21 protein-coding genes and 1 riboswitch are annotated in these 22,087 nt (G+C 61.1%); of the genes, 7 read left to right on the top strand and 14 right to left on the bottom strand.

Annotated elements, in window-relative coordinates; translation table 11 throughout:
• Positions 1-62: 62 nt before the first annotated feature.
• The 6 genes from PSUM_RS15290 to cobO are packed head-to-tail and all read right to left on the bottom strand — an operon-like array spanning position 63 to position 6,037.
• A complete protein-coding gene (locus PSUM_RS15290) occupies positions 63-1,514 on the bottom strand; it encodes a cobyric acid synthase (RefSeq protein ID WP_083348466.1) in 1,452 nt (483 codons plus the stop codon).
• Positions 1,511-2,503, bottom strand: a complete 993-nt coding sequence (gene cobD, locus PSUM_RS15285) for a threonine-phosphate decarboxylase CobD (RefSeq protein WP_083348465.1) — start codon at positions 2,501-2,503, stop codon at positions 1,511-1,513. The genes PSUM_RS15290 and cobD overlap by 4 nt, the downstream gene beginning before the upstream one ends.
• The gene (cbiB, locus tag PSUM_RS15280; protein ID WP_033043975.1) at positions 2,496-3,404 is read right to left on the bottom strand and encodes an adenosylcobinamide-phosphate synthase CbiB; all 909 of its coding nucleotides are present in this window, start codon (positions 3,402-3,404) and stop codon (positions 2,496-2,498) included. The genes cobD and cbiB overlap by 8 nt, the downstream gene beginning before the upstream one ends.
• Positions 3,401-4,051, bottom strand: coding sequence for a 5,6-dimethylbenzimidazole synthase (bluB, locus tag PSUM_RS15275; RefSeq protein ID WP_033043976.1), 651 nt, complete (start codon positions 4,049-4,051; stop codon positions 3,401-3,403). Before bluB ends, cbiB begins: the two co-directional genes overlap by 4 nt.
• The gene (locus tag PSUM_RS15270) at positions 4,044-5,429 is read right to left on the bottom strand and encodes a cobyrinic acid a,c-diamide synthase CobB (protein WP_020800354.1); all 1,386 of its coding nucleotides are present in this window, start codon (positions 5,427-5,429) and stop codon (positions 4,044-4,046) included. The genes bluB and PSUM_RS15270 overlap by 8 nt, the downstream gene beginning before the upstream one ends.
• Positions 5,426-6,037, bottom strand: coding sequence for a cob(I)yrinic acid a,c-diamide adenosyltransferase (gene cobO / locus PSUM_RS15265; protein WP_020800355.1), 612 nt, complete (start codon positions 6,035-6,037; stop codon positions 5,426-5,428). The genes PSUM_RS15270 and cobO overlap by 4 nt, the downstream gene beginning before the upstream one ends.
• An 83-nt stretch (positions 6,038-6,120) precedes the next feature.
• Positions 6,121-6,355, bottom strand: a riboswitch (cobalamin riboswitch).
• Positions 6,356-6,506: 151 nt separating this feature from the next.
• Here cobO and PSUM_RS15260 point away from each other — a divergent pair.
• Together PSUM_RS15260 and PSUM_RS15255 are read left to right on the top strand one after the other, a co-directional pair.
• Complete coding sequence (locus PSUM_RS15260; protein ID WP_020800356.1) at positions 6,507-7,091, top strand: hypothetical protein; 585 nt, start codon at positions 6,507-6,509, stop codon at positions 7,089-7,091.
• 68 nt (positions 7,092-7,159) lie between these two features.
• A complete protein-coding gene (locus tag PSUM_RS15255; RefSeq protein ID WP_083348464.1) occupies positions 7,160-8,473 on the top strand; it encodes a PQQ-dependent sugar dehydrogenase in 1,314 nt (437 codons plus the stop codon).
• Positions 8,474-9,569: 1,096 nt separating this feature from the next.
• On the opposite strand, the gene PSUM_RS15245 is transcribed toward PSUM_RS15255, so the two are convergent.
• The 6 genes from PSUM_RS15245 to PSUM_RS15220 form a co-directional block, all read right to left on the bottom strand.
• On the bottom strand, positions 9,570-10,223 hold the full coding sequence (locus PSUM_RS15245) for an O-methyltransferase (protein WP_020799784.1): 654 nt from the start codon (positions 10,221-10,223) through the stop codon (positions 9,570-9,572).
• A gap of 18 nt (positions 10,224-10,241) precedes the next feature.
• Positions 10,242-10,778, bottom strand: a complete 537-nt coding sequence (locus tag PSUM_RS15240; protein WP_020799785.1) for a C40 family peptidase — start codon at positions 10,776-10,778, stop codon at positions 10,242-10,244.
• A 165-nt stretch (positions 10,779-10,943) separates the two neighbouring features.
• On the bottom strand, positions 10,944-11,591 hold the full coding sequence (locus tag PSUM_RS15235; protein WP_042955704.1) for a C40 family peptidase: 648 nt from the start codon (positions 11,589-11,591) through the stop codon (positions 10,944-10,946).
• Positions 11,592-11,817: 226 nt separating this feature from the next.
• The gene (gene hda, locus PSUM_RS15230; RefSeq protein ID WP_008063324.1) at positions 11,818-12,522 is read right to left on the bottom strand and encodes a DnaA regulatory inactivator Hda; all 705 of its coding nucleotides are present in this window, start codon (positions 12,520-12,522) and stop codon (positions 11,818-11,820) included.
• Between the two features lie 198 nt (positions 12,523-12,720).
• Positions 12,721-13,794, bottom strand: coding sequence for an AI-2E family transporter (locus PSUM_RS15225; protein WP_020799787.1), 1,074 nt, complete (start codon positions 13,792-13,794; stop codon positions 12,721-12,723).
• 37 nt (positions 13,795-13,831) lie between these two features.
• Complete coding sequence (locus PSUM_RS15220; RefSeq protein ID WP_083348463.1) at positions 13,832-14,899, bottom strand: DUF2066 domain-containing protein; 1,068 nt, start codon at positions 14,897-14,899, stop codon at positions 13,832-13,834.
• Positions 14,900-15,284: 385 nt separating this feature from the next.
• On the opposite strand from PSUM_RS15220, the gene purM reads away from it, so the two are divergent.
• The 5 genes from purM (at position 15,285) to PSUM_RS15195 (ending at position 19,181) form a co-directional block, all read left to right on the top strand.
• The gene (purM, locus tag PSUM_RS15215) at positions 15,285-16,343 is read left to right on the top strand and encodes a phosphoribosylformylglycinamidine cyclo-ligase (RefSeq protein WP_033044269.1); all 1,059 of its coding nucleotides are present in this window, start codon (positions 15,285-15,287) and stop codon (positions 16,341-16,343) included.
• Positions 16,343-16,993, top strand: coding sequence for a phosphoribosylglycinamide formyltransferase (gene purN, locus PSUM_RS15210; RefSeq protein WP_020799790.1), 651 nt, complete (start codon positions 16,343-16,345; stop codon positions 16,991-16,993). Before purM ends, purN begins: the two co-directional genes overlap by 1 nt.
• Before the next feature lie 8 nt (positions 16,994-17,001).
• Complete coding sequence (locus PSUM_RS15205) at positions 17,002-17,715, top strand: DUF3108 domain-containing protein (protein ID WP_020799791.1); 714 nt, start codon at positions 17,002-17,004, stop codon at positions 17,713-17,715.
• Between the two features lie 126 nt (positions 17,716-17,841).
• Positions 17,842-18,258, top strand: a complete 417-nt coding sequence (locus PSUM_RS15200; protein ID WP_020799792.1) for an OsmC family protein — start codon at positions 17,842-17,844, stop codon at positions 18,256-18,258.
• A 62-nt stretch (positions 18,259-18,320) separates the two neighbouring features.
• Positions 18,321-19,181, top strand: a complete 861-nt coding sequence (locus PSUM_RS15195; protein WP_083348462.1) for a pirin family protein — start codon at positions 18,321-18,323, stop codon at positions 19,179-19,181.
• A gap of 132 nt (positions 19,182-19,313) precedes the next feature.
• Here the strand turns inward: PSUM_RS15195 and PSUM_RS15190 are convergent, their stop codons facing one another.
• On the bottom strand, positions 19,314-20,042 hold the full coding sequence (locus PSUM_RS15190) for a dienelactone hydrolase family protein (RefSeq protein ID WP_020799794.1): 729 nt from the start codon (positions 20,040-20,042) through the stop codon (positions 19,314-19,316).
• Positions 20,043-20,110: 68 nt separating this feature from the next.
• Entirely contained in the window at positions 20,111-22,015 is a 1,905-nt protein-coding gene (gene htpG / locus PSUM_RS15185) for a molecular chaperone HtpG (RefSeq protein ID WP_033044612.1), read from the bottom strand.
• Positions 22,016-22,087: the final 72 nt, after the last annotated feature.

Below are 22,087 nucleotides of genomic sequence, written 5' to 3'. Positions count from 1 at the left end.
TTGAGTACACCCGGTAACCCTGTGGGAGCGGGCTTGCCCGCGAAGGGGCCAGCACAGCCACCTCAAAAACCACAGAGCTCGCGCAACAGCCCGGTATCCAGATGCTTTTCAACCAGATCCGCCAAGCGCTCGATATCCCGCTCGCGCAAGCCGTGGTAATCCACCTCCTGCACATTCTGCAAACCCGCCCATCGCAACAGCGCACTGCACGCCGCCGGGGATTCAAACAGGCCATGCAAATAGGTGCCGAAAATTTGCCCATCGACACTCTGCGCGCCATCGCAACGACCATCGTCCAACTGCACGGCGGCATTTTCCAGGGCAGGTCCGGTGGTAACGCCAGCGTGAATCTCATAGCCGCAGACCTCGGCATTCTCCAGTGCAAGACGCCCGCGCACGTTGCGTAGCTGCTTGTGTTCTTCGAGCTGCGTGGTGAATGCCAGCAGGCCCAGGCCATCACTGGACCCCGGCGCGCCTTCAAGTCCCAGCGGGTCATGCACCTGCTCGCCGAGCATCTGCAGGCCACCGCAAATACCCAGGACTTTGCCGCCATAGCGCAGGTGTCGCGAGATCGCGGCGTCCCAGCCATTGGCGCGCAGATAGGCCAGATCGCTACGCACGCTTTTCGAGCCTGGCAGAATGATCAGGTCGGCCGCTGGAATCGCCTGGCCGGGGCCAATGAATTGCAGATCCACTTGCGGGTGCAGGCGCAGTGGATCGAAATCGGTGTGGTTGCTGATGCGCGGCAGCACCGGCACCACCACCTTCAACAGCTGCCCGGCCTTGTCGGCCTGGCGCTGGTCGATGCCGTCCTCGGCCTCCAGGTGCAGGTCCATCACGTAAGGCAGTACGCCGATCACCGGCTTGCCAGTGCGCGCTTCCAGCCAGTCGAGACCGGGTTGCAGCAGGGCGATGTCACCGCGAAAACGGTTGATGACGAAACCTTTGACCCGCGCCTGCTCGGAGGGCGACAGCAGTTCCAGGGTGCCCACCAGGTGAGCGAAAACCCCGCCCCGATTGATGTCGGCGATCAGCACCACCGGGCAATCCACCGCTTCGGCGAAGCCCATGTTGGCGATGTCGCCAGCGCGCAGGTTGATCTCGGCCGGTGAGCCCGCCCCCTCGACCATCACCACTGGATACGCTGAGCTCAAGCGTTCGTGGGACGCCAGCACCGCTTGCATCGCAATGGATTTGTAGTCGTGATAGGCCACGGCATTCATCGTGGTGACTGCACGCCCATGGATGATCACCTGGGCGCCGGTATCGCTGTTGGGCTTGAGCAGCACCGGGTTCATGTCGGTGTGGGGCTCAAGAAAAGCAGCCTGGGCTTGCACGGCTTGCGCGCGACCAATCTCGCCAGCGTCGGCAGTCACCGCGCTATTGAGCGCCATGTTCTGCGGCTTGAACGGCACCACGCTGACACCCTGGCGCGTAACCCAGCGGCACAGTGCCGTCACCAGCGTGCTTTTACCGGCGTCGGATGTGGTGCCCTGCACCATTAGCGTGGTCATTGGCTTTCCCTGGTGAAGGCGTCGAACGCGCAGTCGAGGCGTGCCCAGTCGGCTTCATCGCCAGGCAGGCCGAAACGCAGGCTGCTGTTGTGGGCGAACAGGCGCAATAGAATGCCGCGCCGGGCCATGAACTCGTGCAGTACTTCGGCACGCTCGGTGATTAGCCATTGGAACAAGGCGCACCCGCCTTGGGGTTGGAAGCCATGCCGGGTCAACAGGGTGGCCAGCCGCGCACTGGCCTCATCAGCGCGCTCGCGCTGCCGAACATGCCCTTCGGTGTCGCGCAGGCACGCCTGGCCCAGCACTCGGGTCGGCCCGCTGACCGCCCACGGCCCTACTTGCTCGGCGAGCAACTTGAGCAACTTGCGCTCAGCCAGGACAAAACCCAGGCGCACGCCGGCCAGGCCGAAAAACTTGCCAAAGGAGCGCAGCACGATCAAGCCTACCTGATGGGCAAACGGCGCCACACTCAGGTGCGGCGTGTTGTCCATGAAGGCCTCGTCCACCACCAGCCAGCCACCGCGCGGGGCCAGGCGCGAATGCCAGTCGAGCAGCCGCGCGGGCGTCAGGTTCAGCCCGGTTGGATTATTCGGGTTGACCACCACCAGCACGTCGAGGCTATCGACGAAGAAGTCGACCTCCTGCTCCAGCACTTCGCGCACGATGTAGCCATTGCGCCGCCACGCCTCGGCATGTTCGGCATAACAGGGTGACAGTACGCCGACCTTGCCCGCCCGCCGCAAACGCGGCAGCAACTGGATGGCCATCTGCGAACCGGCGACCGGCAACGCTTGCAAGGTGCCGTAGTAGTCGCAGGCCGCCTGCTCCAGACCGTCATTGGTTTCCGGCAATCGCGCCCAGGCCCGTTGCGGGATGTCCGGCACTGGAAACGGCCAGGGGGCCAGGCCGCTGGACAGGTCAAGCCAATCGGCTTCATCGATGCCGTAATCGTGCGCCGCCTTGCGCAGTCGTCCGCCGTGCTCAAGCATAAAATTCAGACCCCACGCACAGAATCAGCAGCCACAACCATACCCCACGCTGCACCAGTTGCCAGCCGCGGTCGATGGCGTCGGCATCCGCCGGCACGCCCTCGCCCAGCGTCGGGCGCTGATGCAGTTCACCGTGATAAATCGCCGGCCCGCCCAGCTCGACGCCTAACGCACCGGCCCCCGCCGCCATCACCGGACCGGCATTCGGGCTGTCCCAGGTTGGCCCCTGGGTACGCCAGCATTTCAACGCCAGTCGGGTCTTGCCCAGCAGTGCATAGGTCAGCGCCACCAGGCGCGCCGGAATGTAATTGAGCACGTCGTCGATCTTGGCCGCCGCCCAGCCGAAACGCTCGAAGCGTTCGTTGCGATAGCCCCACATCGCGTCCAGGGTGTTGCTCAAACGGTAGAGCACCACGCCGGGCGCACCGGCCACGGCAAACCAGAACAGCGCGGCGAACACCGCGTCGCTGCCGTTTTCCAGCACCGATTCGGTGGCGGCACGGGCCACGGCGGTTTCATCCAGATCACTGGTTTTGCGGCTGACCAGATAACTCACGCGTTGGCGCGCTTCTTCAAGGTCACCGCTGCGCAAGGCCTTGGCCACCGGCGTGACGTGCTCGCCGAGGCTGCGCATGCCCAGGGCGCAATAGAGCGCGAGAATCTCGACGATCCAGCCGACGTACGGCGCCCATGAGAGCGCCGTGGCCAACAGGGTCAGCGGCACTACGGCGATCACCCACGCGGTGACCCCATGGCTGCGCCAGCCGCGACCGCCACCATTGAAACGTTGCTCGATGCGCTCGGCGAAACGGCCAAACGCCACCAGCGGATGCCAGCGCTTGGGCTCACCCAGCAGCGCATCCAGCGCTACCGCGGCGACACTCAACAACGCCACACTCATTGACTCACTCCCCAATAATTTTCGTACAGCAGCTCACTCAACGGACGCGCCTGCGCCCAGCCTTCGAGCACCAGCATTGGCGCCGGATAGAAGGCCTTGACCGGTCCCAGGCAGAGAATGGCCAGGGGCTTGGCACCAGGCGGCAGGCCCAGCAGGTCCGCCAAGGCTTGCGGTTCGAACAGCGAGACCCAGCCCATGCCCAGCCCTTCGGCGCGGGACGCCAGCCAGAGGTTCTGGATGGCGCAAGACAACGAGGCCAGGTCCATTTCCGGCAGGGTGCGACGACCGAAGATGTGCCGTTCGCGATCGTCCATCAACGCGGCGACCAGCACTTCGGCGCAATCGTTGATGCCCTCGACCTTGAGGTGCATGAATTCGTCGGTGCGCTCACCCAGGGCCTCGGCGGTGCGGATACGTTCTTGCTCCACCAGCTGTTGGATCTGGCCACGCAAGGCTCGATCGCTGATGCGGATGAACCGCCAGGGCTGCATCAGGCCGACACTTGGGGCCTGATGCGCGGCTTCGAGCAGGCGTCGCAGCAGCTCGGGCTCGACCGTGCCGCCGGCGAAGTGACGCATGTCGCGGCGTTCACCGATGGCGCGGTAGACCGCGTCGCGTTCGGCCTGGCTGAAGGCGTTGTCAGTCATGGCTCTTCGCGAGCAGGCTCGCTCCCACATTTGATATGCGTTCCCCTGTGGGAGCGAGCCTGCTCGCGAAGGCGTCCGTCCAGTCAGGCGCAAACAAAGCGGCAATCGCTGATGGATTGGACGGGAAATAAAAGTGCACGTAAGAGGCCGTCATCCGCCCCTCACGATAAACCGCTTCGGCCCCACGCCCGCCGTTAGGACTCAGGCCACGGGCAATCGGAACAAGCTCGGTCGTGGTCAACGAATGGTGATAGGTATGCCCGCGCAAAGAACCTTCCGGCAGCTCAACCGCTTGCAGAGCCAATGCAGCAAGGCGCTTTTGCATCACCGCGTCGCCCTTCAACAAGCCGACCAGCTCGGCACGAGTGCCCTCGACATCGGTCAGCGAATCGAGCAAATAAAGCATGCCGCCGCATTCGGCCAGCAAGGGTTTGCCTGCCGCGTGGTGGGCGCGGATGGCGCTGAGCATGGCAGTGTTCTGCGCCAATGCCACGTGGTGCAATTCCGGATAGCCACCCGGCAGGTACAGGCTGTCGGCCTCTGGCAAACCTGCATCACGGATCGGCGAGAAAAACCGCAGCTCGGCGCCCATCGCCCGCAGCACATCGAGACTGGCGCCATAGGTAAAGGCAAACGCTTCGTCACGGGCCACGGCGATGCGCACGCCAGCCAGCAAGGGCTCGACTGTCACCACATCGGGCGCGGCGAATTCCACCGCCGGCGGCAGTTCGACTTCGCAACTGCCGGCCAGGGCCTCGGCCGCCGCATCGAGGCGCACATCCAGGTCATTCAACTCGCTGGCCTGCACCAGGCCAAGGTGTCGACTCGGCAATTCGATCCCGGTCTCCCGTGACAAGGCGCCATACCAGCGCAGGCCTTCGGTCAGGCTGCCTTCGAGCAGTTGCGCGTGGCGCAGGGTGCCCACGCGGTTGGCCAGCACGCCGGCAAACGGCAAGTCCGGCTGATAACGCGCCAGGCCCAGGGCCAGTGCGCCGAAGGTCTGGGCCATGGCGGTGCCGTCGATCACAGCGAGCACCGGCACGCCGAAATGCCGCGCCAGGTCAGCGCTGGACGGCGTACCGTCGAACAGCCCCATGACGCCTTCGATCAGGATCAGGTCAGCGTCGCCAGCGGCCTCCCACAACAGGCGGCGACTGTCCTGCTCGCCGACCATCCACATGTCCAGTTGATACACCGGCGCACCGCTGGCGCGTTCGAGGATCATCGGATCGAGAAAGTCCGGGCCGCACTTGAACACGCGAACCTTACGGCCCTGGTTACGATGCAACCGGGCCAGCGCAGCGGTCACGGTGGTCTTGCCCTGGCCGGACGCCGGCGCAGCAATCAGCACCGCCGGGCAACGTCGAGGCTGGTTCACAGCTCCACGCCTTTTTGCGCCTTGATACCGGCCTGGAAGGCGTGCTTGATCATGCCCATTTCAGTGACGGTATCCGCCAGTTCAACCATCTCCGGCTTGGCGCCGCGACCAGTAACCACCACGTGCTGCATAGGCGGACGCGCCTGCAAATCGCTGAGCACCTGATCGAGATCGAGGTAGCCGTGCTTGAGGGCGATGTTCAGTTCGTCCAGCACCACCAGGCCGATGGACGGGTCGCGCAGCAGTTGCTGCGACACCGCCCAGGCCGCTTCGGCAGCCGCGATGTCGCGCTGGCGATCCTGTGTTTCCCAGGTGAAGCCCTCGCCCATCACATGAAAACGCACCTGCTCGGGAAAGCGCCGGAAGAACAGCTCTTCACCGGTGCTGTTACGTCCCTTGATGAACTGCACCACGCCGCACTGCATGCCATGCCCCATGGCACGCGCCAGCATGCCGAACGCCGAACTGCTCTTGCCTTTGCCATTGCCGGTCAGCACCAGCAGCAGGCCACATTCGTTTGGGGAATTGGCGATGCGTTCGTCGATCACGGCCTTTTTGCGCAGCATGCGCGCCAGGTGACGTTCGTCACGATCAGGATTGTCAGACATGGGGGAGCTCTCCGTTGAGGCAGGATTAACGGCGGGCAGGCACAAGAATAGACGGCAAGAAGCCTGGCATCGCCCACCGTGATGCCGCTTGGATGGATCAGGCCGGTCTCCGGGCTCATGAGCGGCGTGAAGCCTCGCTGCGCGCCTTCCCGCATCGATGGATCGACGCAGTGGCTTCAAGCGCAGTGTTCACTCATTTACCGTTGCGGGGGCAGCGCCGGGATCGCAGGGCTTCATCGACTGAAGCGCTCACTCACCGGCTTCCCTGTTTCACTCTGTCGACCCAAGCCACAGAGCACCTGAAACAAGCGGCGAAGGTTAGAGGGTTGGGGGTGGAGCGTCAATTGAAGACAGGGTGCCGGAACGAATAACTGCCAACCATTCATAAAATGACGTCAATCTTGTGTCACACTCACTTCAGTGATATCAATTTGCCACAATCTCACAACACAATAATAAGGTGAGCCCCATGCAAGGCATGATCATCAGTAATCCGAAGCTGGAATTCCTGCGTCCGGTGCTGGAGCGCTGGTTCGACTGTATCGATCGTTATAACGCCGTTCGCGGCGACAACGAGACACCCTACTGGCTCGATGAAAAAGCCAACCTCGGCCTGCTTTCTGCCGCGGCATGGATGGCTGAGATGGTCACGCTGCAACAATCGCCCACGCGCAAACAGACCGAAGAAGGCGAACGCAACGGCCGCGCCGACCTGTTTATCGCCACCACCGAAGATCGCGCCTGGCTGCAGGCCACGCAGCGCTGGCCACGCGTTAACAGCCTGAACCTGACCCAGGCCTTGCTGGACATCACCAGTGACGCGAAAAAAATCAGCTACGCCAGCGACCTGAGAATCGGCTGCCTGTTCGTCGCTCCCCACAAGAGCCAGCAAGGCGCCACCCCGGAGGAACTCCAGGACATGGTCGATGACCTGCAAAAGGAGCATTGCTGCGCCGTGGCCTGGTATTTCCCCTATGCCTATCGCAAATTGCGCAATGAAGCCGGTCACTATCACCCAGGCATTGCCGTGTTGCTCAAGGAAGCTCGCGGCTAAAGGTTGAACCATCGGGCTTTGCCGCTTCTCTATGATTTAAGTCACTGCATTCATAGGGAAGGTCAGCAATGCGCACATCCGAACTGGTTTTCGTCATCGCATTAGCGGGAGGGCTCGTCGCCTGTGGCGAAACCGCCCGCTTGCAAGTCACCGACGGCATCGGGCCGTCCCCCAAGCTACCGGAACCGAACAAGACGCTGTTCCCGACAATGAACATCGCCCCGGCCATTGGCTGGGCGGACGGCGCAAAACCCGTCGCGGCCAGCGGTACTCATGTCGGCGCATTTGCCGAGAACCTCGATCATCCACGCTGGCTTTATGTGCTGCCCAATGGCGACGTGCTGGTTGCCGAAACCAATGCCCCGCCCAAACCCGATGACAACAAAGGCATCAAGGGCTGGATCACCAAGAAAGTCATGGGGCGCGCCGGTGCCGGCGTGCCGAGCCCGAACCGCATCACCCTGCTGCGAGATGGCAACCACGATGGCGTTGCCGAAACCCGCACGGTATTCCTGGAAAACCTCAACTCGCCCTTCGGCATGACCCTGGTCGGCAATGACCTGTACGTGGCCGACACCGACCGGCTGTTGCGCTTCCATTATGAGAACGGCGACACGGCAATCCAGAACAAACCGATCAAGGTCGTCGACTTGCCAGGGGGCACCCTGAACCACCACTGGACCAAAAACGTCATCGCCAGCAAGGACGGCAGCAAGCTGTATGTCACGGTGGGCTCCAACAGCAACGTCGGCGAAAACGGCATGGACCAGGAGCAAGGGCGCGCGGCGATCTGGGAAGTGGATCGCGCCACCGGCAACCACCGGATCTTCGCTTCAGGCCTGCGCAACCCCAACGGCATGGCCTGGGAGCCGCAAAGCGGTGCGCTGTGGACGGCCGTGAATGAGCGGGACGAAATCGGCAGCGACCTGGTGCCGGACTACATCACCTCGGTGAAAGACGGCGCCTTCTATGGCTGGCCATTCAGTTATTACGGCCAGCATGTCGACGAGCGTGTCGACCCGCAAAACCCGGACCTGGTGGCCAAGGCGATCGCCCCGGACTATGCGGTGGGGCCTCACACCGCTTCACTTGGCCTGACCTTTGCCGAAGGCAACCGATTGCCGGCGCAGTTCAAGGAAGGTGCGTTCATCGGCCAGCATGGCTCCTGGAACCGCAAGCCGCACAGCGGTTACAAAGTGATTTTCGTGCCCTTCAGCGGTGGCAAGCCAAGCGGGCAACCGGTGGATGTGCTCACCGGGTTCCTCAATGACGAGGAAAAAGCCATGGGTCGGCCGGTGGGCGTGGTGATCGATCAGCAAGGCGCCTTGCTGGTGGCCGATGATGTGGGGAATAAGGTGTGGCGGGTGTCGGCCGCTCATTAACCTGCACTTGAAAAACAGGCCGACCGGTCGGCTTTTGCTTTGGCTTTGGCTTTTGCTTGGCTTTAGATCTTGATTTTCTTGCCCCCTCACACCCTGAGCCTGTCCGTCAACCTGTGACGACGTCCATCGGGGCCTCTACCAACGTTGATCCATGCCGCATCGAAGCTTGTTGTGGGAGATTGTTTTCTGAGTACATATCCGTTGCTGCGGTAACGGCTACTTATGGTTTCGCCCTTACGGCGACTCACTTTTTCAAACGCCGGAGTGCCGGCCCAGCAAAAAGTAAGCAAAAGGCTTTGCCCCACCACTTGGTGCCTCGCTAGGGCTCGGCATGCCCTCTCTCCGGCATTGCTCCGTGGGTCGCCGCGATGGGCCATCCCTGGCCCAGCGCGGCTAAACCGGCGTCCTGCCGGTTTCCCCACTGCGCAATGCCTGCGTTCGGCCATCGTGGTTAACGGGGCACCCAGATCAAAAACCAAAGCGAGGCGGCCTGACAGCCGACCTCACTTTTGCAGGAACCCCAATCCCCTGTAGGAGCCAGCGGTGCGGCGATCCGACTTGCCGGCGAAGAACGATAACACGGTACAACAGACACACCGCAGCGCCTGGTTCGCCGGCAAGCCTGGCTCCTACAAGGGAATGCGTACGGCTCCCGATCAGGTCGGCTGTCAGGCCGCCTCGCCTTGGCTTTGGCTTTGGCTCTTGAACTGGCTTTTGATTTTCTTGCCCCCTCGAGAGGCCGAGTGGAGGTTCTGCGCAGTGGGTAAACCGGCATGGATGCCGGTTTAGCCGCGCTGGGCCAAGGATGGCCCATCGCGGCGACCCCTGTAGGAGCGAGCATGCTCGCGAAAAACGCCAGAACAACACGGGCATTCAGATAGCCCTCGTCATCGTTGACGACCATCGTCGGAACGCCGCCCGGAGCATGCTCGCTCCTACAGGCTCTTCCAAGTGACTCGTCGTAAGGGCGAAACCCTAGGTGGCCGTTACCGCAGGAATGGATATGTACACAGTCAACAAAACATAGGCCGGCTGTCAGACCGCCATCGCCGGCAAGCCAGCTCCTACAGTTTGAATCGGGTACAAACGCGAGAGATCAGCGCTTACGGCAAAGGGTAAGTCCATCCCCCAACGGCAACAGCGACAGATCCACCCGCGCGTCATCCTTCAGGGCGCGATTCAGCGCCTGGATGGCGCGGGTATCGGCGCTCTCGGGGTTGTCCTCAAGCACCCGGCCACTCCACAGGGTGTTATCGAACACTGCCAGTCCACCGTTGCGCAACAGACGAAGCGCCTGCTCCAGGTACGCCGGATAGTTGGCCTTGTCGGCATCGATGAAAATCAAATCAAACTGGCCTGGCTGATCCAGCGCGCCCAGGGTTTCCAGCGCAGGCGCCAGCCGCAGATCGATTCGCCCGGACAGGCCGGCCTCCTGCCAATAGCGGTGCGCGATGGCGTTGTAATCCCCGGGAATGTCACAGCAAATCAGCGAACCGTCAGTCGGCAATGCCGCTGCCATGCACAGGGCGCTGTAACCGGTGAACGTGCCGACTTCCAGCACACGCCTCGCACCGGTGAGCTTCACCAGCAACGCAAGAAACTGCCCCTGTTCCGGCGCCACCTGCCAGCGCGCCATGGGCAGCGCCTGGGTTTCATCGCGCAAGCGCTTGAGCAGCGGGGTTTCGCGCAGGGAGACGTCGAGCAGGTACTGATAGAGCGAATCGTCGAGATTGAGCGTGCGGGCAGTCATGACAACACCCTCTGGCGGTTACGGGTTGCGCGCCAAATGCTCGGGTTGCAGGACGCGCTTGGCACTCAGGTAGGCTCTTTGCCAATAAGCCTTGGACAAGCTGTCGAGCTTGACCGTGCCACCGGTAGCCGGCGCATGCACGAAACGGCCCTCGCCAACGTAGATGCCGGCATGGCTGACCTGGGAACCACCGTTGGTGGCGAAGAAAATCAGGTCACCGGTTTGCAGGCCTTCCTTGCCGACATTGGCCGCTTGCATGGAGATCATTTCGCGGGTGGTACGGGGCAGGGAAATACCGGCCATGTCACGGTAGACGTAGCCAATCAGGCCACTGCAATCAAATCCGGAGTCCGGCGTGTTACCGCCCCAGCGATAAGGCGTGCCGACCAGCCCCAACGCGCGAAACAGCACGTCTTGCGCTTCAGGCGAAAAGTCCTGGGAGGAATTGAACACGATGGGCGCGCGAACCACCGGCGCAGGCGGCGGTGTACGGCTTGCACAGGCACTGAGCAGCGCTGCGAACAACATGATTGCGAGGCGGGCCGACATCGTCATAAGCAGAGCATCCTGATCAGGCTGCGGCTAATTTCTGCGGGAGCGCAGAAAAGAAAACCGCCTGCGGATCACGCAGGCGGTTTGCCATCATTCATGAATCAGAATTTTAGCGCTTATCAGGCAAACTTCAAGTAAGACTTTAAGTTCGCCTTACGAAATGTGCGCTTACTTGCGGGCAGTGACGATTGGCGCCGCTGCAGGAGCCATGGCGAGTGCTCGCTTGGCTTCGATGAAGGTCTTGCTCCAGTAGCTATCACCGAGGTTGTCGATGCGCACACCACCGCTTTTGCGGCTGCTGGAGTGAATGAACTGATTGTCACCCAGGTAGATCCCGGCATGACTGACGCGACCGCGACGACCGTTGGTGGCGAAGAACAGCAGGTCACCTGGCTCAAGTTTACTGCGCGATACCAGCGGCGCGTCAACGTTGATCATTTCGCGAGTGGAGCGTGGCAGGTTCATGCCCGCTTCTTCACGGAACAGATAACCGATAAAACCGCTGCAATCGAAACCGGCTTCGGAGGTACCGCCGAAACGGTAACGGGTACCGATCAGGGACATGCCGCGTTCGAGGATGCTGTCGGCCAGAACCGGAAGCTGGTACGACTTACCATCGGCGAAGCTGGCCAGTTCTTTTTCAGTAGCCGCTTCTTCGAGTTCAAACGCTTGCTTATAGAGAGCGGAAGACTGGGCGGAACCGGAATGTTGAACCTGCTGTTGTTGCGCTTGCTCGGACACTGGCGTGTGGGCAGCGCAACCGAACAACAGGGTAACGAGTGCGAGGGGCACGAGGGGTGCAAAGCGATTTAGCATGGGCACGACCGTGGCTGAATGGTTTTCAAGAGCCGAGACTATGCCTTCTATCATCCTCATTTGCAAATTCAATCGAACTTTTTGTGACTTCTTGGTTTCCCGATTACATCTAAGCGCTAAAGCCCATTCCAGACACTTGCGCAGCCTGCCCCCATCAGGAAAGCGGATTTTCTGACGCCTTGAATCTGTCGAAATTCGCTGCAAGCCTTGAATTTACGGGACCTGGCTACCAGCCCAGGGTTTCTTTCAGGAACGGGATGGTCAGCTTGCGCTGCGCTTGAAGAGAGGCCTGGTCGAGCTGCTCAAGCAGTTCGAACAGCGCACTCATGCTACGAGTACCGCGAGTCAGGATAAAATGCCCGACTTCGTCGGTCAGGTGCAGGCCGCGACGCGACGCACGCAGTTGCAGGGCGCGCAACTTGTCTTCGTCGGAGAGTGGGCGCATCTGGAATATCAGCGCCAGGGTCAGGCGCGACTTGAGGTCCGCCAGCTTTACCGGCAGCTCGCGTGGCGAAGTCGACGCGGCAATCAACAGGCGCCGACCACTGTCACGCAGGCGGTTGAACAGGTGGAACAACGCTTCTTCCCAGTCAGCCTTGCCCGCCACCGCCTGCAAGTCATCCAGGCAGACCAGCTCGTATTGCTCGAGGTTGTCGAGAATCTCGATGCCGCGATCCATCAACTCGGCCAGCGGCAGGTACACCGCTGGCTCACCCATCTGTTCGAAGCGCAGGCACGCGGCCTGCAACAGATGCGTACGCCCTACCCCATGCTTGCCCCACAGGTAGATCAGGCTTTCGGTCCAGCCGGCGTCGGCTTCGCACAGCCGCTCGACATAGCCGAGTGCAGCGGCATTGGCGCCTGGGTAGTAGTTGATGAAGGTGGCGTCGTCACGCAGACGCACACCTAGGGGCAGCTGAATCGGTTTCATGCTGACTGAACAGTTCCAAAGGAACCGTTAGTGGCCTCTGTGTAAAGTTTGCGAAGTTTATACCCGTGAAGCCGACCGCACAATGCGACAGACCACAAGCAAAATCAAAGGTTTGCGTTAGCGCACCGGTTTTATGACAGATTCTCTGGCGCCATGGGCAGCCACCGGGCGTCAATCCGGGCTGCCCGCGCCCCCCCTCTACAGCTCTGGCTCGTCCACACCACTGTACATACCAGAATCCTTATATAAATCATGCACATGGCGCAACAGCACCATGATCACCGCCGCCACGGGCAGCGCCAGCAACACACCGGTGAAACCAAACAGTTCGCCCCCGGCCAGAATGGCGAAGATCACTGCCACCGGGTGCAGGCCGATGCGGTCCCCCACCAACAAGGGCGTGAGCACCATGCCCTCGAGCGCCTGACCGACCATGAACACCGCGACAATACCCATCATGGGGTACAGATCGCCGCCAAACTGGAACAGCCCGGCAATCAGCGCCGCACCAATGCCAATGATAAAGCCCATGTACGGCACAATCGCCGCCAGACCGGCAATCATCCCGATCAACAGACCCAGCTCCAGGCCCACCAGCATTAGACCCGCGGCGTAGATCACGCCCAACGCGACCATCACCAGCAATTGCCCGCGGACGAAGGCACCAAGCACTTCATGGCACTCCGCAGCCAGCGCCACTGCGCGCTCTTCGCGATCGCGCGGCAGCAGGCTGCGGATCTTGGCCATCATCAGGTCCCAGTCCCGCAGCAAGTAGAAACTCACCACCGGAATCAACACCAGGTTCGCCAGCCAGCCGATCAACGCCAAACCAGATGCCGTCGCCTGGCTCAACACCACGCCCACGATGTCGGTCGTCTGCCCCATGTGCTCGCTGATCGCAGCCTTGAGCTTGTCGAACTTCCAGAAGCCCTCCGACAGGCCGAACTTCGATTGCGCCCAGGGCAATGCAGTGTGCTGCAGCCAATCGAGCATCTGCGGCGCCAGTTCATACAAGCGAAACAACTGCTTGGCGAGCATCGGCACCAACACCAGCAACAGCGTGGTGAAGATCAGGGTGAACAACGCAAATACCGCAATCACGCCCCAGGTCCGGGACAGTCCGGCGTTTTCCAGCCGATCCACCAGGGGATCAAACAGATAGGCCAACAACAACGCCACCAGGAACGGCGTGAGGATCGGGTGCAACAGCCAGACAAACGCGCAGAGCAAGAGCACTCCACCCAACCAGAACCAACGCCGCGTATCGGCCATGAACCACTCCATTGCTTCTATATAAAGAAAGAAAATCCTACCAGCGGAAACGCAATTGCGGCGTCGGTGCCGGTGCGGGCGCTACCGCGGGAACCGAACCACCGGCGACAGGCTGGACCGGCACCGCGGGCACCGGCGCCGGCTCCCCCGCAACCTCCTGCAACCTGGCCAGCGATAATTGCGCTCGCAGTTGATCGGTACTGCCATTGACCCGATAAAGAATCCGGTCGCCGTCGACACTTTGCGGACGACCGCCGAAAGGCTCCAACAGGCGCCCCAGGGTCGCATACCGCTCCAGATTCATGCCTTGGACCTCCAGCAACTGCGCGGCCGAGGCCCCAGGCTTTACGACAAATCGAGGCGCCAGCCGCTGGTTGACCGCCAGCATCACCGCGTCCGCCAATGCGGCTTGATCGGCGCCTTGGGCGCTGCCGGCCTCTTTCTGGTCGCCCAGCCACAATTGCCACTTGGCTTGCCATTGGCCGCCCTCTTCACGGGCATGGACCGCCAGCAAGGCGTCGGCATTGTAACGCTGTGACGCGCTGCGCAGTGCCGACGGATCGGCACTTTCCAGATTCGGCCCGGTGCCGACGATTTGTTCGTTCAAGTCCGCCAGCGGCAGACGCAGGGGTAAACCACGGTGCTGCGCGGCGCGACGCAGGGGTGTCGCACCAGCCTGACCATCGCCCACCAGGCTCGAACCCTCGGTGTAATCGTTCAACCACCAGCCCAGTATCGACGGCCGATTGGCGCCCCACATCGCCAACCCGGCCCGACGCAGGGCCTGATCGGTGGTGCCCGGGTCGAAATCGACTTTCAACACTTCCGGCGGGCCTGCCTCAAAGCCGTATTGGCTGATGATTTGCTGCGGGTCTTTGCGAATCGCCGCCAACCCAGGATTCTGCGGCGCCTTGGGATCGCCGGTCAGGCGCAAGACCAGTGTATCGAGCGCTCGCTGCGTGGCTTGCTCACGCTCCTCTGGCGACTGGCCGTTGACCGGTTCGCGCACTTGATAGAGGCCTTTGACGGTTTCAGCATGGCCTACCAGGCTGGTCAGGCTAACCAGTGACAAACAGCCCACAAACAAGAATTTACAAAAACCCATGGAATATTCCTGAAGACAAAGGCGGCTGGAACAGACCGCATGAAGGCGGCCGGGCAAGGCTGTGACCATTGCCGAACGCAAAACATTCACACGCCCTGGGTAAGTTTTCGCACTGTGCTAACGATAGACGGTTAATGACGACACCCCGTACTGGCGAGCAGGATGTCATCCACACCAACTAATGGCAGTTTTTTTCGGCCGATATGCCCCCTGCCGTCGGCGTGAGGATGGCCGCTGCCCTTCAAGCCTGATAAAATCGCGCGCCTTCGCAGACCGGCAACAGCCGGGCACCCTCGAATATCGCGTGAGGCAATCACCTTCGTCGATGTCGGCGGTCCCGCTGGACTCGGTCGTTACCCAGAAATCCCCCCTAAAGGCCTGGATCATGAGCAAGCAACCCTCCCTGAGCTACAAGGACGCCGGTGTAGACATCGACGCCGGTGAAGCATTGGTCGAACGCATCAAGAGCGTCGCCAAGCGCACTGCGCGCCCGGAAGTCATGGGCGGCCTGGGCGGTTTTGGCGCCCTCTGCGAAATCCCGGCCGGCTACAAGCAGCCCGTGCTGGTTTCCGGTACTGACGGCGTCGGCACCAAGCTGCGCCTGGCCTTGAACCTGAACAAGCACGACAGCATCGGCATCGACCTGGTTGCCATGTGCGTCAACGACCTGGTGGTGTGCGGCGCAGAGCCGCTGTTCTTCCTCGACTACTACGCCACCGGCAAGCTCAACGTCGAAACCGCGACCCAGGTCGTGACTGGCATCGGCGCTGGTTGCGAACTGTCCGGTTGCTCCCTGGTGGGCGGCGAAACCGCAGAAATGCCTGGCATGTACGAAGGCGAAGACTACGACCTGGCCGGCTTCTGCGTTGGCGTCGTGGAAAAAGCCGAGATCATCGACGGTTCCAAGGTCGCTGCTGGCGATGCCCTGCTCGCCCTGCCGTCTTCCGGCCCGCACTCCAACGGCTACTCGCTGATCCGCAAGATCATCGAAGTATCCGGTGCCGACATCGAGAACACCCAACTCGACGGCAAGCCGCTGACCGACCTGCTGATGGCCCCGACCCGTATCTACGTGAAGCCGCTGCTCAAGCTGATCAAGGAAACAGGCGCGGTCAAGGCCATGGCCCACATCACCGGTGGCGGCCTGCTTGACAACATCCCGCGCGTCCTGCCAAAAGGCGCACAAGCGGTGGTTGACGTGGCAAGCTGGACTCGCCCTGCGGTGTTCGACTGGCTGCAGGAAAAAGGCAACGTCGACGAAAACGAAATGCACCGCGTGCTGAACTGCGGCGTGGGCATGGTTATCTGCGTGGCTCAAGAGCACGTGGAAACCGCGCTGAACGTACTGCGTGAAGCGGGCGAGCAGCCTTGGGTCATCGGTCAGATCGCCACCGCTGCCGAAGGCGCGGCCCAGGTTGAACTGAAGAACCTCAAGGCTCACTGATGTCCCAGACCTGTGATGTCGTGGTGCTGCTCTCCGGCACCGGCAGTAACTTGCAGGCCTTGATCGACAGCACGCAGACCGGCGACAGCCCGGTCCGCGTCGCTGCGGTGATCTCCAACCGCGCCGACGCCTACGGCCTGCAACGTGCCAGGGACGCGGGTATCGAAACCCGCACCCTGGATCACAAGGCTTTCGAAGGCCGCGAGGCCTTCGACGCCGCGCTGATCGAACTGATCGACGCCTTCAATCCCAAACTCGTGGTGCTGGCCGGATTCATGCGCATTCTCAGCGCTGATTTCGTACGCCATTACGCCGGTCGCCTGCTCAATATCCATCCCTCGCTGTTGCCCAAATACAAAGGGTTACACACTCATCAGCGCGCGCTGGAGGCCGGGGACGCCGAACACGGCTGCTCCGTGCACTTCGTCACCGAGGAACTCGATGGCGGACCACTGGTCGTACAAGCAGTAATACCGGTAGAGTTGCACGACTCGCCGCAGAGCCTGGCGCAGCGAGTCCATGTACAGGAACACCTGATCTACCCCATGGCCGTACGCTGGTTTGCCGAAGGCCGGCTATCGCTCAGTGAACAAGGTGCTTTACTGGATGGACAGTTGCTTGCGCCCAGCGGCCACTTGATTCGAACCTAGGAGATTTTATGCGTCGCGCCCTGCTCTTCGCTTGTGCTCTGCTCGCCTTGCCCTTCGCACAGGCCGCAGACCTTCAACCCTTCTCCGCCAGCTACACCGCCGACTGGAAACAGTTGCCCATGAGCGGCACGGCTGAACGCAGCCTGACCAAGCAAGCCAACGGCGTCTGGAAGCTCAACTTCAAGGCGTCGATGATGATCGCCAGCCTGTCCGAAGAAAGCACCCTGACCGTCGACAAGGACACCTTGCTGCCACAGTCCTACCATTTCGAACGCGGAGGCCTGGGCAAAGCCAAGAAGGCCGACCTGGACTTCGACTGGACCGCCAAGAAGGTTACCGGTACCGATCGTGGTGACGCGGTCAATATCCCGCTGAACCGCGGCATGCTCGACAAATCCACCTACCAGCTGGCGCTGCAGCATGACGTGGCCGCCGGCAAGAAAAGCATGAGCTATCAGGTGGTCGATGATGGCGAAGTCGATACCTATGACTTCCGCGTGCTGGGTGCGGAAAAAGTCGACACCAAGGCTGGCCAGATCGATGCGATCAAGGTCGAGCGCGTGCGCGACCCGACACAAAGCAAGCGCATCACCGTCCTGTGGTTCGCCAAGGATTGGGATTACCTGCTGGTCCGCCTGCAACAGGTCGAGACCGACGGCAAGGAGTACAACATCATGCTCCTGGACGGCACGGTCAACGGCAAGCCGGTTAAAGGCAGCTGAGCCCACCGACATGAAAAAGCCTCGCGATTGCGGGGCTTTTTCTTGGAACGCACCATCGGAGCAAGGCTCTATACCTTCAACGCCTTTTTTGATCGAATGACCTTTCCCGTCGCTTGCGAGGTTCCCATGACTGTCACCGTCAACACCGTCTCCGCCGAAGGTTTGCGCCATACCGTACAGATCGATGACCACGAACTCTTTGCCGATGCCCCGCTATCCGCCGGCGGCGAAGGCTCGGCCCCGGAGCCACACGATTACTTCGATGCCGCACTGGGCGCCTGCAAGGCCCTGACCTTGAAGATGTATGCGAAGAAAAAGGACATTCCGCTGACGGGGGTTGGCGTGGAGGTCAAACGCGACAACAGTGAAGAGCAGAAAGGCAAATATGCCCTGCATGTGAAACTGACCCTCAAGGGCGTACTCACCGACGCCCAGCGCGAAGAGCTGCACCGCGTGGCTGACCGCTGCCCGGTACACAAGCTGATGACCAGCAGTGAAGTCAGCATCGAAACCCATCTGTCCGAAGGCGCGTTCAGCCAATAGCGGCAACGGCTGCGCAAGCGGGTTATGCTCGACCGCATCACCCGCTCAGCCTGGAACGCACCATGAACACTCCGCTCGTGATCCGCCCCCGCGCCGAAGATGTCGAAGGCCAACCGATTCTTCGCCCTTTGCCGTCAGCCAAATGCCGCAATGTCGGGCCCTTCGTGTTTTTCGACCACATGCTGCAAACCCGCTACGCCGCGGGAGAAGGCATGAACATCCGCCAGCATCCGCACATCGGCCTGTCCACCCTCACCTACCTCTTTGAAGGCCAGCTGCAGCACAAGGACAGCCTTGGCTCGGATCAGGTGGTGAGCGCCGGCGATGTCAGCTGGATGACCGCCGGCAGCGCGATCGCCCATGTCGAGCGCACACCCCAGGCACTGAAAGAAAGCGGCTTTACGATGCACGGCCTGCAGATCTGGCTGGCGTCGCCAAAAGACCGGGAGCAGGGCCCGGGACACTACAGTCATCACCCGGCTAGCACCTTGCCAGTCAGCGAGAACCTTGGGGTGAAGATCCGCATGATCGCAGGCTCGGGCTTTTGCCTGGAATCGCCAGTGCCGGTGCTTTCCCCTACGCTGTATGCCGAACTGCACCTGCAAACGGCGACGACCTTCTTGATTCCCACCGAGCATGAAGAGCGCGCGCTGTATGTGTTGAGCGGTGAAGTGCAATTGGATGGCGAATCGATAGAGCCGCATTCGCTGGTGGTGTTGCCGCCCGGGGAAGAGATGACATTGTTCGCCGAGAGCGACTGTCATGCGGTGGTGTTCGGTGGCGCGCCGCTGGACGGGCCACGGCGGATCAACTGGAATTTCGTGGCGAGCGACCCGGCGGCTATCGATGAAGCGCGGCGGCGCTGGGCGGCCGGGGATTGGCCAACGGTGCCGGGGGAAGTTGAGAGGATTGAACTGCCTTAAATTCTTTTTAGCAGTTACACCGCCTTCGCGAGCAAGCCCGCTCCCACAGTTGACCGCATTCTAATGTGGGAGCGGGCTTGCTCGCGAAGAGGCCGGCACTAACACCAACCAGGTGAAGCAAAACTACCGCAATCAGCCCTTGAACACTTCATCCAGCAAGTTGTGCATCGAAGTGAACGCGCGTGCGGCGACCTTCGCGTCGTACATCATCATGCCCGGCACGTTCGCATGCGGATCGGTGAACGAATGGAACGCACCGCCGTAACTCAGCAGTTGCCAATCCACGCCAGCCGCGTTCATTTCATCTTCAAACGCGGGCAGCTGTTCTTTAGGCACCAATGGATCGGAAGCGCCATGCAGTACCAGCACCTTGCCCTTGATGTTTTTCGCATCGGCCGGATTCGGTGTATCCAGCGTGCCGTGGAACGAGACAGCCGCTTTCACCGGCGCACCCGTACGGGCAAACTCCAGCGCGCAGCAGCCACCGAAACAGAAACCGAACGTGGCCAGTTTCGACGTATCGACAGCGGCCTCACCCTGGCTTTGCAACTGTTCGAACGCCACTTGCATGCGCTTGCGCAGCAGCGGCCGGTCATTCTTGAGCGGCATCATTGCCGCGCCTGCCTCATCATTGTTCTGCGGGCGCACCGATTGGCCGTAGAGGTCCGCGATCAGCACCACATAGCCCTTGGCCGCCACCGATTTGGCGATTTCCTCGGCACCGGCACCCACGCCCATCCAGTTCGGCGCCATCAACAAACCCGGACGCGGGCCCTTGTGATCAGCGTCGAAGGCCAGGCGGCTTTCGTACGGCTGGCCGTCAATCTGATAAGCAACAGAACGTACAGTGATTTGGCTCATATCTGACTCCTGATTATTTAAACACCAGAATGAAAAAACCCGCCGAAGCGGGTTTTTCTACAACGCCGTTAAGCCGACAGCTCAACCAGCAGCTTGTTCAGACGGCGCACATAGGCCGCCGGGTCTTTCAAGCTGTCGCCGGCCGCCAGGGCCGCTTGATCGAAGAGGATGTGCGACAGATCGCCGAAGCGCTCGTCGCTCTGCTCGCTGTCGAGCTTCTCGATCAGTGGGTGAGCCGGGTTGAATTCGAAGATCGGCTTCGAATCCGGAACCTTCTGCCCGCTGGCTTCGAGGATCTGACGCATCTGCAGGCCCAGGTCCTGCTCGCCGATGGCCAGGATCGCCGGGGAATCGGTCAGGCGATGGGATACCCGTACTTCAGCAACGGATTCGCCCAGTGCAGTCTTCAGACGTTCAACCAGGCCTTCTTTGGACTTGGCGACTTCTTCAGCGGCTTTCTTGTCCTCTTCCGAGTCCAGGTTGCCGAGGTCCAGGTCACCGCGTGCCACGTCGACAAAGCCCTTGCCGTCGAAATCGCTGAGGTAGCTCATCAGCCACTCGTCGATACGGTCGGTCAGCAGCAGCACTTCGATGCCTTTCTTGCGGAAGACTTCCAGGTGCGGGCTGTTCTTGACTTGCGCGTAGGTTTCGCCGGTCAGGTAGTAGATCTTGTCCTGGCCTTCCTTGGCGCGTGCCAGGTACTCAGTCAGGCCGACAACCTGTTCGCCGTCATCACCATTGGTCGAGGCAAAACGCAGCAAGCCAGCGATTTTCTCTTTGTTGGCGAAGTCTTCTGCCGGGCCTTCTTTCATGACCTGGCCGAAGTTTTTCCAGAAGCCCTTGTATTGCTCTGGATCGTTCTTCGCCAGCTTTTCCAGCATGTCCAGCACGCGCTTGGTCAGTGCCGACTTCATGGAGTCGATGATCGGGTCTTTCTGCAGGATTTCCCGCGACACGTTCAGCGACAGGTCGTTGGAGTCGACCACGCCCTTGATGAAGCGCAGGTACAGCGGCAGGAAGGACTCGGCCTGATCCATGACGAACACGCGCTGCACGTACAGCTTCAGGCCTTTCGGCGCCTCACGCTGGTACAGGTCGAATGGAGCACGGGCCGGCACGTACAGCAGCGAGCTGTATTCCAGCTTGCCTTCGACCTTGTTGTGGCTCCAGCTCAGCGGGTTTTCGAAGTCGTGGGCGATGTGCTTGTAGAATTCCTGGTATTCCTCGTCCTTGATTTCGGTACGCGGACGGGTCCACAGGGCGCTGGCGCGGTTGACGGTTTCCCATTCAACGGCAGGCTTCTCCTCACCCTCGACAGCTGCCACTTCTTTGGGCAACTCGATCGGCAAGGCGATGTGGTCGGAATACTTCTTGATGATGTTACGCAGGCGCCAGCCATCGGCGAACTCGTCTTCACCGGATTTCAGGTGCAGGACGATACGGGTACCGCGCTCGGCCTTGTCGATGGTCGCGACTTCGAAATCGCCCTCACCTTTGGACGACCAGTGCACGCCTTCGCTGGCATCGCTGCCGGCACGACGGCTGTACACATCGACTTTGTCGGCGACGATGAAGGCCGAGTAGAAGCCAACACCGAACTGACCGATCAGGTGCGAGTCTTTCTTCTGGTCGCCCGTCAGGTGCTTCATGAAATCGGCGGTACCGGATTTGGCGATGGTGCCCAAGTGGGTGATCGCGTCTTCGCGGCTCATGCCGATGCCGTTGTCTTCGAGGGTGACGGTCTTGGCGTCCTTGTCGAAGCTCACACGGATTTTCAGCTCAGCGCCGCCTTCGAGCAATTGCGGCTTGGCCAGCGCTTCGAAACGTAATTTGTCTACAGCGTCAGAGGCGTTCGAGATCAGTTCGCGAAGGAAAATTTCCTTGTTGGAATACAGCGAATGGATCATGAGGTGCAGCAGTTGCTTCACCTCGGTCTGGAAGCCCAGGGTTTCCTTTTGAGTTTCCACACTCATGGTCATCAAACTCCAATCAGATGGCATAAGCCGCGACCATGAGGGTCGGCGGCGGGTTGTCATCAGAGTTGG

The sequence above is a fragment of the Pseudomonas umsongensis genome, assembly GCF_002236105.1.
Lineage (GTDB): Bacteria > Pseudomonadota > Gammaproteobacteria > Pseudomonadales > Pseudomonadaceae > Aquipseudomonas > Aquipseudomonas umsongensis.
The sequence above is the reverse complement of the archived record's forward strand: the minus strand, read 5'-3'. Positions and strand labels throughout refer to the sequence as shown.

Bases quoted from the DNA above. Each gene is read 5' to 3' on its own strand.
- PSUM_RS15290 (WP_083348466.1), bottom strand. From the start codon at position 1,514: ATGACCACGCTAATGGTGCAGGGCACCACATCCGACGCCGGTAAAAGC.
- cobD (WP_083348465.1), bottom strand. From the start codon at position 2,503: ATGCTTGAGCACGGCGGACGACTGCGCAAGGCGGCGCACGATTACGGC.
- cbiB (WP_033043975.1), bottom strand. From the start codon at position 3,404: ATGAGTGTGGCGTTGTTGAGTGTCGCCGCGGTAGCGCTGGATGCGCTG.
- bluB (WP_033043976.1), bottom strand. From the start codon at position 4,051: ATGACTGACAACGCCTTCAGCCAGGCCGAACGCGACGCGGTCTACCGC.
- cobO (WP_020800355.1), bottom strand. From the start codon at position 6,037: ATGTCTGACAATCCTGATCGTGACGAACGTCACCTGGCGCGCATGCTG.
- PSUM_RS15260 (WP_020800356.1), top strand. From the start codon at position 6,507: ATGCAAGGCATGATCATCAGTAATCCGAAGCTGGAATTCCTGCGTCCG.
- PSUM_RS15255 (WP_083348464.1), top strand. From the start codon at position 7,160: ATGCGCACATCCGAACTGGTTTTCGTCATCGCATTAGCGGGAGGGCTC.
- PSUM_RS15245 (WP_020799784.1), bottom strand. From the start codon at position 10,223: ATGACTGCCCGCACGCTCAATCTCGACGATTCGCTCTATCAGTACCTG.
- PSUM_RS15240 (WP_020799785.1), bottom strand. From the start codon at position 10,778: ATGACGATGTCGGCCCGCCTCGCAATCATGTTGTTCGCAGCGCTGCTC.
- PSUM_RS15235 (WP_042955704.1), bottom strand. From the start codon at position 11,591: ATGCTAAATCGCTTTGCACCCCTCGTGCCCCTCGCACTCGTTACCCTG.
- hda (WP_008063324.1), bottom strand. From the start codon at position 12,522: ATGAAACCGATTCAGCTGCCCCTAGGTGTGCGTCTGCGTGACGACGCC.
- PSUM_RS15225 (WP_020799787.1), bottom strand. From the start codon at position 13,794: ATGGCCGATACGCGGCGTTGGTTCTGGTTGGGTGGAGTGCTCTTGCTC.
- PSUM_RS15220 (WP_083348463.1), bottom strand. From the start codon at position 14,899: ATGGGTTTTTGTAAATTCTTGTTTGTGGGCTGTTTGTCACTGGTTAGC.
- purM (WP_033044269.1), top strand. From the start codon at position 15,285: ATGAGCAAGCAACCCTCCCTGAGCTACAAGGACGCCGGTGTAGACATC.
- purN (WP_020799790.1), top strand. From the start codon at position 16,343: ATGTCCCAGACCTGTGATGTCGTGGTGCTGCTCTCCGGCACCGGCAGT.
- PSUM_RS15205 (WP_020799791.1), top strand. From the start codon at position 17,002: ATGCGTCGCGCCCTGCTCTTCGCTTGTGCTCTGCTCGCCTTGCCCTTC.
- PSUM_RS15200 (WP_020799792.1), top strand. From the start codon at position 17,842: ATGACTGTCACCGTCAACACCGTCTCCGCCGAAGGTTTGCGCCATACC.
- PSUM_RS15195 (WP_083348462.1), top strand. From the start codon at position 18,321: ATGAACACTCCGCTCGTGATCCGCCCCCGCGCCGAAGATGTCGAAGGC.
- PSUM_RS15190 (WP_020799794.1), bottom strand. From the start codon at position 20,042: ATGAGCCAAATCACTGTACGTTCTGTTGCTTATCAGATTGACGGCCAG.
- htpG (WP_033044612.1), bottom strand. From the start codon at position 22,015: ATGAGTGTGGAAACTCAAAAGGAAACCCTGGGCTTCCAGACCGAGGTG.